Source organism: Pseudoxanthomonas putridarboris (genome assembly GCF_038321125.1).
In the GTDB taxonomy this organism is placed as follows: Bacteria; Pseudomonadota; Gammaproteobacteria; order Xanthomonadales; family Xanthomonadaceae; genus Pseudoxanthomonas_A; species Pseudoxanthomonas_A putridarboris.
In genome coordinates this window covers 317,372-331,102 of the sequence record NZ_JBBWWT010000004.1, presented here as the reverse complement: position 1 = coordinate 331,102, position 13,731 = coordinate 317,372, and the positions used below count along the sequence as shown (strand labels likewise).

At 66.3% G+C, this 13,731-nt stretch carries 13 protein-coding genes and 3 tRNA genes; 8 read left to right on the top strand and 8 right to left on the bottom strand.

Annotated features, from left to right (window positions below; translation table 11 throughout):
• Positions 1 to 125 precede the first annotated feature (125 nt).
• From AAD027_RS11470 to AAD027_RS11440, 7 genes are all read right to left on the bottom strand, one after another.
• On the bottom strand, positions 126 to 317 hold the full coding sequence (locus AAD027_RS11470; RefSeq protein ID WP_341726152.1) for a hypothetical protein: 192 nt from the start codon (positions 315 to 317) through the stop codon (positions 126 to 128).
• Between the two features lie 102 nt (positions 318 to 419).
• Positions 420 to 1,391, bottom strand: coding sequence for an aldo/keto reductase (locus tag AAD027_RS11465; protein WP_341726151.1), 972 nt, complete (start codon positions 1,389 to 1,391; stop codon positions 420 to 422).
• Positions 1,392 to 1,467: 76 nt separating this feature from the next.
• Positions 1,468 to 2,997: an exopolyphosphatase gene (ppx, locus tag AAD027_RS11460; RefSeq protein WP_341726150.1), complete on the bottom strand. Its 1,530-nt coding sequence runs from the start codon at positions 2,995 to 2,997 to the stop codon at positions 1,468 to 1,470.
• 136 nt (positions 2,998 to 3,133) lie between these two features.
• Complete coding sequence (ppk1, locus tag AAD027_RS11455; RefSeq protein ID WP_341726149.1) at positions 3,134 to 5,224, bottom strand: polyphosphate kinase 1; 2,091 nt, start codon at positions 5,222 to 5,224, stop codon at positions 3,134 to 3,136.
• Entirely contained in the window at positions 5,221 to 6,564 is a 1,344-nt protein-coding gene (gene phoR / locus AAD027_RS11450) for a phosphate regulon sensor histidine kinase PhoR (protein WP_341726148.1), read from the bottom strand. Before phoR ends, ppk1 begins: the two co-directional genes overlap by 4 nt.
• A gap of 71 nt (positions 6,565 to 6,635) precedes the next feature.
• A complete protein-coding gene (gene phoB, locus AAD027_RS11445; protein WP_341726147.1) occupies positions 6,636 to 7,325 on the bottom strand; it encodes a phosphate regulon transcriptional regulator PhoB in 690 nt (229 codons plus the stop codon).
• 101 nt (positions 7,326 to 7,426) lie between these two features.
• On the bottom strand, positions 7,427 to 9,064 hold the full coding sequence (locus tag AAD027_RS11440) for a M48 family metalloprotease (RefSeq protein ID WP_341726146.1): 1,638 nt from the start codon (positions 9,062 to 9,064) through the stop codon (positions 7,427 to 7,429).
• A gap of 232 nt (positions 9,065 to 9,296) precedes the next feature.
• Here AAD027_RS11440 and grxC point away from each other — a divergent pair, with 232 nt between their 5' ends.
• The 3 genes from grxC to AAD027_RS11425 all read left to right on the top strand — a co-directional run bounded on the left by grxC (position 9,297) and on the right by AAD027_RS11425 (position 11,152).
• Positions 9,297 to 9,545, top strand: a complete 249-nt coding sequence (gene grxC / locus AAD027_RS11435; RefSeq protein ID WP_341726199.1) for a glutaredoxin 3 — start codon at positions 9,297 to 9,299, stop codon at positions 9,543 to 9,545.
• Between the two features lie 56 nt (positions 9,546 to 9,601).
• Positions 9,602 to 9,937, top strand: a complete 336-nt coding sequence (locus tag AAD027_RS11430) for a carboxymuconolactone decarboxylase family protein (RefSeq protein WP_425605449.1) — start codon at positions 9,602 to 9,604, stop codon at positions 9,935 to 9,937.
• A gap of 207 nt (positions 9,938 to 10,144) precedes the next feature.
• Positions 10,145 to 11,152, top strand: coding sequence for an isocitrate dehydrogenase (locus AAD027_RS11425; RefSeq protein ID WP_341726144.1), 1,008 nt, complete (start codon positions 10,145 to 10,147; stop codon positions 11,150 to 11,152).
• A 70-nt stretch (positions 11,153 to 11,222) separates the two neighbouring features.
• Here the strand turns inward: AAD027_RS11425 and AAD027_RS11420 are convergent, their stop codons facing one another.
• Positions 11,223 to 11,987: a Bax inhibitor-1/YccA family protein gene (locus AAD027_RS11420; RefSeq protein WP_341726143.1), complete on the bottom strand. Its 765-nt coding sequence runs from the start codon at positions 11,985 to 11,987 to the stop codon at positions 11,223 to 11,225.
• A 148-nt stretch (positions 11,988 to 12,135) separates the two neighbouring features.
• On the opposite strand from AAD027_RS11420, the gene AAD027_RS11415 reads away from it, so the two are divergent.
• From AAD027_RS11415 to AAD027_RS11395, 5 genes are all read left to right on the top strand, one after another.
• Positions 12,136 to 12,212: transfer RNA gene (locus AAD027_RS11415), tRNA-Pro, on the top strand.
• Between the two features lie 61 nt (positions 12,213 to 12,273).
• Positions 12,274 to 12,350: transfer RNA gene (locus AAD027_RS11410), tRNA-Arg, on the top strand.
• Between the two features lie 35 nt (positions 12,351 to 12,385).
• A tRNA-His gene (locus AAD027_RS11405) sits at positions 12,386 to 12,462 on the top strand.
• Between the two features lie 146 nt (positions 12,463 to 12,608).
• Positions 12,609 to 12,869: a hypothetical protein gene (locus tag AAD027_RS11400; protein WP_341726142.1), complete on the top strand. Its 261-nt coding sequence runs from the start codon at positions 12,609 to 12,611 to the stop codon at positions 12,867 to 12,869.
• A 556-nt stretch (positions 12,870 to 13,425) separates the two neighbouring features.
• Positions 13,426 to 13,731, top strand: coding sequence for a helix-turn-helix domain-containing protein (locus AAD027_RS11395; protein WP_341726141.1), 306 nt, complete (start codon positions 13,426 to 13,428; stop codon positions 13,729 to 13,731).

Here is a 13,731-nt window from a genome sequence, read left to right as displayed (position 1 = left end):
CCATTGCGGATCGGGTGGATAGCAGCCTAACGCCGGAGTTAAGCCGACTCGCGAAGCGGTGTCGGCTTGAATGAATTGTTAGGCGCGCAGGGTAACCGGAGCCCCGACGCCAGAAAGAGAGATGCCTACTGTTTGTCAGAAGCGGCACGTGCCTGAATGAGTCTAGTGATGCCATAGCCAATTAGGCGCAGAACGAGCAAGTAGCCTATTGCCGTAAGGACAAACCAAAAGCCTCCGCCAGTGGCTAACTTGAGCTGGTTGTAAAACAGGCCGAGCACAAATACTCCAATGAAATAGACAGCGAGTTGGATGTTCATGCGAGCGTGCGCCTAACTAGAGTTATCCGGCGAATTCGCCCTGAGATCGGATAATAAGGGCTTAACCCGGCGGTGCGGCAATGCCTGTTGCCTGTCTCACGATCACGGCATCCTGGCGCCCCGCGCCGCCACAAACAATGCATACCACTCTTCGCGGCTCAGCTCGACCCTATCCGCGGCACAGCAGTCCGCCAGCCGCACGGGATCGGTGGTGCCGACGATGGGCTGGATGCCGGCGGGATGGCGCAGCAGCCAGGCCAGCTGGATGGCTTCCGGCGCCACGCCCCTGGCCCCGGCCAGTTCCCGCAGCAGCTTGGCCGTGCCGCGCACCACGGGATCGGCGAATTCCGAGGTGGTGGCGAACTTGCCGCCGGCCAGTGGCGACCACGCCTGCACGCGGATATCGTGCAGGCGGCAGAAGTCCAGCGTGCCGGCCGCCGCTGCATAAGCGTGGCCGGTCTGGTTGGCGATCACGCCCTCGCTGATCAGGTGGTGATGCAGCAGGCTGACTTCCAGCTGGTTGACGACCAGAGGCTGACGGACGAAGCGTTGCAGCAGCGCGATCTGTCCGGTCGTGTGGTTGCTGACGCCGAAGTGGCTCACCTTGCCGGACGTGTGCAGGTCGTCGAAGGCACGGGCGACTTCCGCGGGTTCCACCAGTGGGTCGGGGCGGTGCAGCAGCAGGATGTCGATGTGGTCCACGCCCAGCCGGGACAGGATGCCGTCCACCGAGCCGATGATGTGCGCATGGCTGAAGTCGTAGCGCTGCGGCGCGCCTGGCGGATCGTCGGCGAAACGGATGCCGCACTTGGATTGCAGCAGCATGCGGTCGCGCAGCGCGGGCGACTGCCGCAGCGCGTCGCCGAACAGACGCTCGGATTTGCCGCGCGCATAGATGTCGGCATGGTCGAACAGGGTGATGCCATGCTCCAGCGCCGTTTCCACCAGCAACTGCGTGTTGCGGCGTTCCGCGGCGGTGAGCGGGGTGTCGTCCCACGCGCGGCTCAGGTGCATGCAGCCGTAGCCGATGCGGGAGGCCGATGGGCCAGCGTCGCCGAGCGGGTAGGTCTTCATGGAGCGTGCGCGTGTGGGCTAAAGCGCATCATGCCAGAGCGTGCCGCCTGCCGACCGGCCACGCCCGGCCGGGCGCTCAGGCCACGAAGGGTTTGAACGCCATGCCCAGGCCCTGCATGTCTTCGGCTTCGCCGACGAGATCGGAGCGCAGCAGGGGGCGCGAGTCGATCCACTTCTTGTCGACGATCAGGTCCAGCCGCTCGTCGCTGGCGGACAGGTCCAGGCGCGGGATCGTTTCGGAATCGTGCGAGCGGTGCAGCAGCACGGCCAGCCGCAACAGCGCGGCCTTGCGCTTGGCGCTCAGCAGCAGGCGGTCGGGCAGGGCATCGAAGGCGTTCTTGGGGATGCTGCGGCGGTGCGTGCGCACCAGCGCGGCCAGTACCTGCTGCTCCTGCCGCGAGAAGCCGGAGATGTCCGAATGCTCCAGCACGTACGCGCCGTGCGCATGGTACTGGCTGTGCGCGATGACCAGGCCGATCTCGTGCAGGCGCGCGGCCCAGCCCAGCATGCGGGCGTCGTCGTCGTCCAGGTCCCAGCTTTCCTCGACCTGCTCGAACAGCCGCATCGCGGTGGCTTCCACCCGCGCGGCCTGGAACTCGTCGATGCCGTAGCGCTGCGTCAGCGCGGCGACGGACAGGTCGCGCGGGTCGTTGTCGCTGCCGCGGCCCAGCATGTCGTACAGGATGCCTTCGCGCATCGCCGCCTTGCTGACCATCAGTCGTTGCAGGCCCAGTGCCTCGAACGCGGCTTCCAGCACCAGCACGCCGCCGGCGATGATCGGGCGACGGTCGTTGGACAGGCCGGGCAGGTCGATGTCCTCGATGCGGTCCGCCTGCAGCAGGCGGTCGCGCAGCTGCGGCAGCGCCTCGGCGGTGATCGCGCCCTTGGTCAGCTTCATCGCCGCGCAGATCTCGCCGATGGCCTTGTGCGTGCCCGAAGAGCCGATGGCTTCCTGCCAGCCCAGGTTGCGGTACAGGCCGGCGAACTGCTGGAACTCGGCGCCGATCTCGGTCAACGCATCCTTCCAGCGTTTCTTGGACAGCTTGCCGCCGGGAAAGAAACGGCGCGTACTGGCGATGCAGCCGGCCTGCAGGCTTTCGCGTTCCAGGGTTTCCAGCCCGCGGCCGATGATGAACTCGGTGGAGCCGCCGCCGATGTCGATCACCAGCCGCCGTTGTCCCGGCTTGGGCGGCTGCGCGTGCGCCACGCCCAGGTAGATCAGGCGCGCTTCCTCGCGGCCCGACACCACTTCGATCGGCTTGTCCAGTGCGGCTTCGGCCGGCACCAGGAATGCCTGCGGGTCCTTGAGCTGGCGCACGGTGTTGGTGGCCAGGGCGCGCACGCGCACGGCGGGCACGTCGCGGATGCGCTGGCCGAAGCGGGCCAGGCAGTCCAGCGCGCGCTGGCGCGCGGCGCCGGACAGGCCGCCCTTGCCATCCAGGCCGTCGGCCATGCGCACGGTTTCGCGCAGGCGGTCGACCACGCGCAGCTGGCCCAGGGTGTAGCGGGCCACGATCATGTGGAAACTGTTGGAACCCAGATCGATCGCGGCAAGCTGGTCTCCGTCGTGGAGCTGCGGAGATGTCGGGGGGGAGTGGGGCGCCATGGTGTGCAGTTTAGCGATTTGCCGGCCGCCGTAGGAGCGGGCTTCATGCCCTTCAGGGTACATGCCCGCGATGCGTCTTCCGTGCCTGGACGGGAAAGGCATCGCGCCCAAGGGCGCTCCTACAGGGGATGGGTCGTCACACCTTCGCCAGCAGCGTGCCCTGCGCCGAATGCGGGGCTTCGCCGGGGGCCGGCGAAAGCTTGCGATAGGTGCCGTCGGCCTGCAGTTCCCATGCGTTGGTGTTGTCGTCCAGGTAGTTCTGCAGGCCATCGCGGAACACGCGCTGGGCCAGTTCCTTGTCGAGTATCGGGAAACAGGTTTCCACGCGGTGCAGCAGGTTGCGTTCCAGCCAGTCGGCGCTGGCGCAGTACAGTTCCGGCGAGCCGTCGTTGCCGAACCAGTAGATGCGGCTGTGTTCCAGGAAGCGCCCGACGATGGAACGCACGCGGATGTTGTCCGAGATGCCCGGCACGCCGGGCCGCAGCGCGCAGGCGCCGCGCACGATCAGGTCGATCCGCACGCCGGCCTGCGAGGCCGCGTACAGCGCGCGGATGATGCGCGGCTCGTTGATGGCGTTGATCTTGACGATGATGTGCGCCGGCTTGCCCGCGCGCGCCAGCTTGGCTTCGCGTTCGATCTTCTTCAGCATGCCCGAGTGCAGGGTGAAGGGCGATTGCAGCAGGCGCTTGAGCCTGGTGGTCGGCGCCAGGCCGGAGAGTTGCTGGAACAGCAGGTGCACGTCGTTGCCGATGTCCGGGTCGGAGGTGATCAGGCCGATGTCGGTATAGGCGCGCGCGGTGCCGCTGTGGTAGTTGCCGGTGCCCAGGTGCACGTAGCGGCGCAGCTTGCGGCCCTCGCGGCGCACGATCAGCAGCATCTTGGCGTGGGTCTTGTAGCCGACCACGCCGTACACCACCTGCGCGCCGGCCTCCTGCAGTTTGTCGGCCACGCCCAGGTTGGCGTCCTCGTCGAAGCGCGCGCGCAGTTCCACCACCACGGTGACGTCCTTGCCGTTGCGCGCGGCCTGCACCAGCGCATCGACGATGGCCGAGTCCTTGCCCGTGCGGTACAGGGTCTGCTTGATCGCCAGCACGTCCGGGTCCACCGCGGCCTGCTTGATCAGTTCCAGCACGCTGGCGAACGAATCGAACGGGTGGTGCAGCAGGATGTCGTCCTCGGCGGCCCTCTCGAAGATCGCGTCGCTGTCGCGCAGCGTGCGCGGGGTGAAGGGCGGATACTTCAATTCCGGCTTCTGCACCAGGTCGTACACCTGGATCACGCGGTTGAGGTTGACCGGCCCGTTGATCGGGTACACCGCGTTCTCGGGCAGGGCGAAGTTCTGCAACAGCGTGCGCACGATGGGCTTGGGGCAGTCGTGGGCGATCTCCAGCCGCACGGCGGGCCGGTAGCCGCGGCCGACCAGTTCGTCGCGCAGCGCCAGCGCCAGGTTCTCCACTTCCTCCTCGTCCACCACGAGTTCGGAGTTGCGGGTCACGCGGAACTGGTAGGAGCCCTTGACCTCCATGCCCGGGAACAGTTCGTCCACGAACACCGACAGCACCGACGACAGCAGCACGAAGTCGTTCTCGCCGCCGGACACCCGTTGCGGCAGGTGGATGATGCGCGGCAGCGAGCGCGGGGCGCGCACGATGGCCAGGTGGCCGGCGCGGCCGAACGCGTCCTTGCCCTTCAGCACCACCACGATGTTCAGCGACTTGTTGAGGATCTTCGGGAACGGGTGGGCCGGGTCCAGCCCCAGCGGCGACAGCACCGGCATGATCTCGTTGCGGAAGTAGGCGCGCAGCCAGCGCGTCTGCCGCGCGTTCCAGCTGTCGCGGCCGAACACGCGCACGCCCGCCTCGGCCAGGCCGGGGCGCAGCACCTCGTTCCAGCACTTGTACTGCGCGTCCACCAGTTCGGCGGCGCGGTCGTGGATCCTGTTGAGCACGGTGGCCGGGCTCATGCCGTCGGCGCCGGGCGGCAGGCCGAAGTCCTGCGCGTGGCGCACGGTGGCGGCGCGGATCTCGAAGAACTCGTCCAGGTTGGTGCAGGAGATGCACAGGAAGCGCAGCCGTTCCAGCAACGGCACGCTGGGGTCCTGCGCCTGCGCCAGCACGCGGAAATTGAAGTCCAGCTGCGACAGTTCGCGGTTCAGGTACATCGAAGGATCGCGCAGCGCGTCTTCGCCGTTGTGGGCCCCGGGCGTGGTGTCGATGGCGGCGTTCATGCGGTCTGGCTGTCCGGCAAGGGAAGGGTGGACGCATCGAGGCGCGGTTGCAGGCGTTCGGCGTTGAAGTGGACGGAGAAGGTGCTGCCGTGGCCGACTTCGCTTTCGATCTCCAGCCGCGCCTGGTGCAGGTTGAGCACGTGCTTGACGATGGACAGGCCCAGCCCGGTGCCGCCGCTCTCGCGCGAGCGGCTGGTCGAGACGCGGTAGAAGCGTTCGGTGATGCGCGGCAGGTGCGCGGCCGGGATGCCGTAGCCGGTGTCGCGCACCGACAGCACCGCGCCGCCATCGGCTTCGCGCGCGAAGCGCACGGTGATGGTGCCGCCGGCGGGCGTGTAGCGCACCGCGTTGCTGACCAGGTTGGAGAACGCGCTGTGCAGTTCCTTGTTGGAGCCGGACAGGTCCACGCCTGCCTCGTCCTGCACCACGATCGTGTGGCGGCGCTGGCTGAGCGCTTCGGCCTCGCGGCGCAGCGTGGCCAGCATCGGCGCCATCGCGATGGACTCGTCGGGCAGGCTGTCCTGCGCTTCCAGCCGCGACAGCGTCAGCAGGTCCTCGACGAGCTGGGTCATGCGCTGGGACTGCTTCTGCATCTCGGCCAGCATCGGCGCCCAGTCGGGGAATTCGCCGGGTTCCAGCATGTCCAGGTAGCCGTGCACCACGGTCAGCGGCGTGCGCAGCTCGTGCGAGACGTTGGCGACGAAGTCGCGGCGCATCTGTTCCAGCCGCAGCATCTTGCTGACGTCGCGCGCCACCAGCAGCCAGTGCTGGTCCGAATAGGGGATCAGGCGCAGGTTGAGGCGCAGGTTCGCGTCGATGGGCGAAGCCGCGTCCAGCATCGGTTCGGCATTGCGGCCGGCGGCCAGCCAGTGCGACATCGGCAGCGGCTGCAGGCGTTCGCCGATGGCGGCGCCGATGTCGTGGGGATACTCCAGGCCCAACAGCGACGTGGCGGCCTTGTTGAACCATTGCACGCGCTGGCTGTTGCGTTCCACCACCACCACCGCGTCGGGCAGCGCGGCGGCGGCGGCGCGGTAGGCGCGCAGCATGGCCAGCAGGCGGCGCTTGCGGGTGCGCATCTCGGCCTGGCCGCGGTAGAGCAGGCGGTCCAGTTCGTTCCACACCCCGTCGCCGCGCGCCGGTTCCAGCCGCTGGCGCGCGGTCAGCCGCAGCAGCACCTTGCGCAGCCGCCAGTAATGCCAGGCCACCACGCCCAGCGCCGCCAGCGTGACCACCGGCCAGGGATGGCCGACGACCAGCCCGACCACCGCGGCCAGCACCAGGATCAGCGCCAGTTGGCCCAGCGTCTTGAACCACGCGGAACGGATGTGTTGGGGCATGGACCGATTGTGGCAGATGTGTGTTACGGGAAGTGACAGATGTAGGGTGGCCGGGGACCAGCAACCCTGTGTCACATCGCCGCGGAGAAACGGTAGCCGGAGCCGCGCACGGTCTGCACCATGTTCTCCAGGCCGTGCGGTTCCAGCGTCTTGCGCAGGCGGCGGATGTGCACGTCCACGGTGCGCTCCTCCACGTACACGCTGCCGCCCCATACATGGTCCAGCAGCTGGGTACGGCTGTAGACGCGTTCGGGGTGGGTCATGAAGAAGTGCAGCAGGCGGTATTCGGTGGGGCCGATCGGCACCGGGCTGTCGCCGGCGAACACGCGGTGCGCCGCACCGTCGATGCGCAGGCTGCCCACGGCGACGCTGCCGTCCTCGTCGTCGTCGCGCGAGCGCCGCATCACCGCGCGGATGCGGGCCAGCAGTTCGCGGGCGGAGAAGGGCTTGACCACGTAGTCGTCCACGCCGGCTTCCAGGCCGCCGACGCGGTCGTTCTCCTCGCCGCGGGCGGTCAGCATGATGATGGGCACATCGCGGGTCATGGCGTCCTTGCGCCAGCGGCGGGCCAGTTCCAGCCCGCTGGTGCCGGGCAGCATCCAGTCCAGCAGGATCAGGTCGGGCACACGGTCGGCGATGGCGTTCTGCGCCTCGCGGGCGTCGCCCGCGTGGATGGGTTCGTATTCGCCCTTGCGCAGGGCGAAGGCGACCATGTCGCGGATGGCCGGCTCGTCGTCAACGATCAGGATGTGCTTCTGCACGGGAAATCCGGTGGCGATGGGGGATGGCGCCAGTAGACGACAATTTTATGACGGTTCCATGACATGGCGCCGGACTGTCATCTGGCCCGGCCGGCGCCATGTCAACGCCGCTCCATGTCCGGGTCGCGGATGCCCTGGCGCCGCAGTTCCAGCACTTCGGGGGTGATGGCGGCGATGCGGGCGTCGATGCGGGCGCGGGCGTAATAGTCCAGGTCGCTCTGGCGCTTGAGATTCTGCAGCTGGATGAGCGCTTGCTCGGGCCGTCCGTTCAGGTAGGCGGCCTCTGCATAGGCCTCGCCGGCCCGGGCGGTATCGCCGGCCAGCTCGTTGGCGCGGGCGAAGCGCTGCTGGAAGACCGGGTCGTTTCCGGCCCGGCCCAGCATCGGGCGCAGCACGGCCTGGGCGCGCAGGCCGGCCTCGCGGCCGCCCTGTTCGTTCAGTACCTTGGCGTAGGTCAGGGCCACCGCGCGGTTGTACGGCAGCCGTTGCAGCAGGGCATCGAAACGGCGGTTGGCGGCGGCATGGTCGCCGGCGCGCGACTCGGCCTCGCCCAGGCTCAGCTCGATCCACAGGTTGTCCGGATGGTCGGCCAGCAGTTGCTGAAGCTCGGTGCGGGCCGCACTGCCGTTGCCGGCCTGCAGGTGGGCAACGGCCAGGCCGTAGCGCTGGGCGTCGGTCAACTTGCCGGTTTCGCGGCGGATGGCCTCGTATTCGCGCGCCGCCATCGACGGGGTGCTGGCGCTGAGCGCGCGCAGGCGTTCGCGCGCCCAGCCGAACTGGCCGCTGTCGCCCCGGTCGAACACCGGCGAGGGCAGGGTGACCGGGATCGGCAGCAGCGGGTTGTCGCTGCGGGTTTCCGGCAGGACGATGGTGCGTGGATTGAACGACTCCGTCCGTTGCCCGCCGGGCACGGTGGTCACCAGGGTCACGTTGTCCTTGCGCATCTGCTCGGCGCGCTGCTGGGCTTCGCTGATGCGGGTGGTGGTGACCGGGTGGGTCTGCAGGTAATCGGGCGCGCGGTCGCGTTCGTTGCCACGGCTGGCGCGGGTCGCCTGGGCCATGCGGGCGAAGAAGCCGGCCATGGCGTCCACGTCGTAGCCGGCGCGGGCCAGCGTGCGGATGCCGATGCGGTCGGCCTCGGATTCGTTGGAGCGCGTGTAGTCGATCTGGCGCTGGGCCATCAGCCCCATCGCCGAGGCGATGGCCGCCTGCGAGGCGTCGCCGCTGGAGTTGCCGCCCGCCGCCTGCGCGGCCACGATGGCCGCCAGCATGCCCAGCAGGATGGGCACCTGGTCGCGCTGCGCGCGTTCCACGCCGCGCAGCACGTGCTGCTGGGTGACGTGGGCGATTTCGTGCGACAGCACCGCCGCCACTTCGTCCTCGCGCTCGGCGGTCAGCACCAGGCCGGCGTTCATGCCGATGTAGCCGCCCAGCGTGGCGAAGGCGTTGATCTGCCGGTCGCGCATCATGAAGAACGTATACGACTGCTGCGGGTTGTCGCTGTCGGCGCCCAGCCGGCTGCCCATGGTCTGCAGCCAGTCGGTGACCAGCGGGTCTTCCAGCAGGTAGCCGTAGTTGCGCAGTTCGCGCAGCATCATGCCGCCGTACTCGGCCTGGCGGGCGGGGGTGAGCAGTTCGCCCGCGGAGGAGCCGATGTCGGGCAGCCGGCTGTCCTGCGAAGCCGCCAGCGGGGCGGCAAGGGCCAGGGTCAGGGCAGTGGCGAGCAGCAGAGGGCGCAAACAGGAACTCCCTGGCGGATAATGGCCTGCGATCGGCAGCAGGATGACGGGTCGGCGTATCGGGCGAGTGAATACGTGGTTAACCGGACCAGTACCGGTCCGCACTGTTCCACCCGGCCGGCTGGAAGCCGGCCCCATGCCACCCGATATTGGCTTGGACCGCACCACGACATTTTCGTTCCGGAGAACCGCCTTGACCGACACCCCGCAAACCGCCGCGCCGGTGATCACGATGTACACCACCGCCATCTGCCCGTACTGCGTGGCGGCCAAGAACTTCCTGAAGAGCAAGGGCCAGGCCTGGACGGAAGTACGCATCGACCTGGACCCGGCCGAGCGCGAGAAGATGATCGGCAAGGCCAGGCGCACCAGCGTGCCGCAGATCTTCGTGGGCGATACCCACGTGGGCGGCTACGACGACATGATCGCGCTGCACCGCGCCGGCAAGCTCGAACCCCTGCTGGCCGGAGCGTCCGCGTGAGCGCCACCGACGACGGCCTGGACCGCGTGAAGGCCTTCACCGAATTCCGCCAGCGGATGAACAAGCGCATCCTGGACGAACCCAACCAGGTCGTCCGCCGCTTCTTCGCGCTGGACACGCAGACCTACCAGGCCGGCGCGCTGGACGTGAAGACCAAGGAACTGCTGGGCCTGGTGGCTTCGCTGGTCCTGCGCTGCGACGACTGCATCAGCTACCACGTGGCCCAGTGCAAGGAGGCCGGCGTGACCCGCGAGGAGTTCTTCGAGACCTTCTCGGTCGGCCTGGTGGTGGGCGGCTCCATCGTCATCCCGCACCTGCGCCGGGCGGTGGATTTCCTGGACCAGTTGGAAGGCGGCGAAGCCGCCGCGCCGGCCGCGCACGACCACGCCTGAAAGCCCTGTAGGAGGGGCTTCAGCCCCGAAGCTCGGATCCTTGCCGAGGTCGGGGCTGAAGCCCCTCCTACAGCCCGTGCCGCAAGACGTAGGACCAAGGTCGATTTGGGGCCGTCACCGCCGCTCGGGCATAATAGGGGGCACAACTCTTCCCCTAGCGCCCTGTTCCGGCCCCGGCCGGCGCGCGCCCCTGTTCGGAATCAAGCAATGACCCAGACGATTACGGTCATCCGCGGCGACGGTATCGGCCCGGAGATCATGGATGCCACCCTGCACGTGCTGGACGCGCTGAAGGTCGGCCTGACGTACGAAGAAGCCGACGCCGGCATGGTGGCGCTGGAGAAGCACGGCGACCTGCTGCCGCAGGCCACGCTGGATTCCATCCGCAGGAACGGCGTGGCGCTGAAGAGCCCGCTGACCACGCCGGTGGGCGAGGGCTTCAGCTCGATCAACGTGGCGCTGCGCCGCCATTTCGACCTGTACGCCAACGTGCGCCCGGCCAAGTCGTTCCCCAACACCAAGTCGCGCTTCCCGGACGGCGTGGACCTGATCACGGTGCGCGAGAACACCGAAGGCGCCTACATCGGCGAGGGCCAGTCCATCTCCGAGGACGGCGAAACCGCGCTGCTGACCCAGAAGGTCACCCGCAAGGGCTCCGAGCGCATCGTCCGCTACGCCTTCGAACTGGCCCGCAAGACCGGTCGCAAGAAGATTACGGTGGTGCACAAGGCCAACATCCTGAAGACCACCTCGGGCCTGTTCCTGAAGGTGGCGCGCGAAGTGGCCGCGCTGTACCCGGAGATCGAGTGCAACGAGATGATCGTGGACAACACCTGCATGCAGCTGGTGATGCGTCCGGAACAGTTCGACATCATCGTCACCACCAACCTGTTCGGCGACATCATCTCCGACCTGTGCGCCGGCCTGGTCGGCGGCCTGGGCCTGGCCCCGGGCGCCAACATCGGCGTCGACGCGGCGATCTTCGAGGCCGTGCACGGCTCGGCCCCGGACATCGCCGGCAAGGGCGTGGCCAATCCCTGCGCGCTGCTGCTGGGCGCGGCGCAGATGCTGGACCACCTGGGCCAGCCCGAGAAGGCCGAGCGCCTGCGCGCGGCCATCATCGCCACGCTGGAAGCCAAGGATTCGCTGACCCCGGACCTGGGCGGCACCGGCACCACGATGTCGTTCGCCAAGGCCATCGCCAGCCGCGTCTGACGGCGGAGATAATCAGAGGCCAGAGACCGGGGGCCAGCGGAGCGTCGCACCTCCGGCCCCTGCTCCCTAGTCAGTCGCGCGACTGCAGCTTGGCCAGCAGGCGCAGGAACTCGATGTACAGCCACACCAGGGTGACCATCAGGCCGAACCCGCCGTACCACTCCATGTACTTCGGCGCGCCCTGCTCGACGCCGGTTTCGATGAAGTCGAAGTCCAGCACCAGGTTCAGCGCGGCGATGACGATCACGAACAGGCTGAAGCCGATGCCGATCAGGCCGGATTCGTGGATCAGCGGGATGTTGATGTTGAAGAAGCCCAGCACGATGGTCGCCAGGTAGACCAGCGCGATGCCGCCGGTGGCCGCGACCACGCCCAGCTTGAAGTTCTCGGTGGCCTTGATCAGTCCGCTGCGGTAGGCGAGCAGCAGGGCGAACAGGGTGCCGAAGGTCAGCATCACCGCCTGCATCACGATGCCTTGGTACAGGTGGCTGTAGATGGCCGAGATGGAGCCCAGGAAGAAGCCTTCCACCAGCGCGTACAGCGGCGCGGTGACCGGGGCCCAGGTCTTCTTGAACACGGTGATCATGGCCAGGATGAAGCCGCCGATCAGGCCGCCCCACAGGTACAGCGAAGCGCCCGGGGCGACCTCGCCGGTCGGCGTCAGTGTCTGGCTCCAGGCGAATGCGGCGGTCAGCACGGCCAGCAACAGCAGGATGCCGGTCTTGTTGACGGTGCCGTTCAGGGTCATCGCGTCCGCGTCGCGGGAAACGACGGTGCCGCTGCCCAGGTCCAGGAAGGTGGATTCTTTCAGCGCTGGATTGCCACTGCGTATCATGGTTCCCTCATATGGATGTCGGACTTCTGTCCCCAGTCCGTGAGCATATCCCATGCCGCAGTCCGGCATGTTTCGTTTGACAGCGGGGCCGTGGCTTCCGACAATACGCGGCCTCGTTGGCGTCCAGACGCCACGCCGGGACCCTCGTCGGGGTATAGCGCAGTCTGGTAGCGCATCTGCTTTGGGAGCAGAGGGTCGGGGGTTCGAATCCCTCTACCCCGACCAGTCTGATGTTGTCAGGCGGTGCAGGGTGCGACAATCCGGCTGCGGTACAGGCAAGCGTCATGCGCCCGTAGCTCAACCGGATAGAGCACCGGCCTTCTAAGCCGGCGGTTACAGGTTCGAGTCCTGTCGGGCGCGCCATTCCGGTGCGATCGGCCGGGCGGCAGGTTTCAATGGTGGGTGTAGCTCAGTTGGTTAGAGTACCGGATTGTGATTCCGGTTGTCGGGGGTTCGAGTCCCCTCATCCACCCCAACTATATGTAAGTAGTTGATTAATAAGGGTTCCGATATTTGCGTATCGGGGCCCTTCTTATTTGCGGCGAACGCAAATATTTGATTTGACTGGGATCTATGGTTCGAGTCTCCTCAGCTCAACGTTGGTAGTTGAGGTGCACTCTCATGGCCCGCTGGTACAAGCTCCATACGTTTGAATCAGAAACCACCAAGCGACGCTGTTTGAAGTACGTCCTGGAGGTTTGGGACGTAAAAGAGCCGCTTCCCATGAACTGGGTAGTCCCCAATGCCGGGCGATTGCTGGCACTCCTATTTAAAGAAGAGCTAATTCAGAGGCTCAGCGCGAGATCTGGCGCCATCACGCGCGAAGCGGATGTGGATGAGCCGCGGAAGCGGAGAAAGAAGAAGGGGGCTGGCAACCCTTGAAGGGGTGAGTATGTTCGCTCCTGGGCTGCACAATGTTGACTCTCAGCGAACATGGTGCTACCATGGCATCGCGGTTGGGTAAACGAAGAGTTGGCACGGTGTGGTTGTAGAAGGGGGCGTAAGCCTGTGGAGGTTTCGGCCTCTAACCCTCACAAAGTCGGCATGGCCGCACGGATTCACGGATCCGGTCGTTTCATGGTGATCTTTCTTGTGACTTAGACGTCTCCGAGAGGAAGACGGGTTGTGTGAGAGGGACCTAGCGCGAAACTACCTTCGAAAGTGTTTTTGGCCTGAGGCGCAGTGCCGAGAGGCGAACCAAGTTTTTCTGATCCGGTTCGTCACTTACCTCAGGAGGTTTCATGAAACACGAAGATAGTAGTACCAATCGCAGTTCCGCGTTGTCCAAGCCAAAAGCTCGCTTCCCTTGGGAGAAGGTTCTTAAGGGTGTCTTTTGGGCAGTCAAAGTAGGCCTCTACCTGTACAGGGTGTGGCTCAAAGTGACTGAGTTCTTTATGGACTAACCTCTCATTTCAATTTCCCCAATGGAGGAAAACCCATGTTTGGTGAAGCGCTCCGCTTGGTTAGGACATTTCACGATGTCAACCAATCCGAGTTGGCTGAAACGCTCGGCATTTCTCGGTCGTATCTCTCTGAGATTGAGTCCGGGAAAAAAGTGCCGAGTCTAGATTTGCTGCAGCGATACGCCGCGCATTTCGATATGCCGCTTTCTTCGCTTGTGCTGTTCGCCGAGAACTCTGACGAAAGTCCCGCCGAGCTGAAGGTTCGGACGATGCTAGGCGAGAAGGCGTTAGCGATATTGCGTTGGATTGAGAATAAGGCGAGCTTGGGTAAGGCGGCCTAA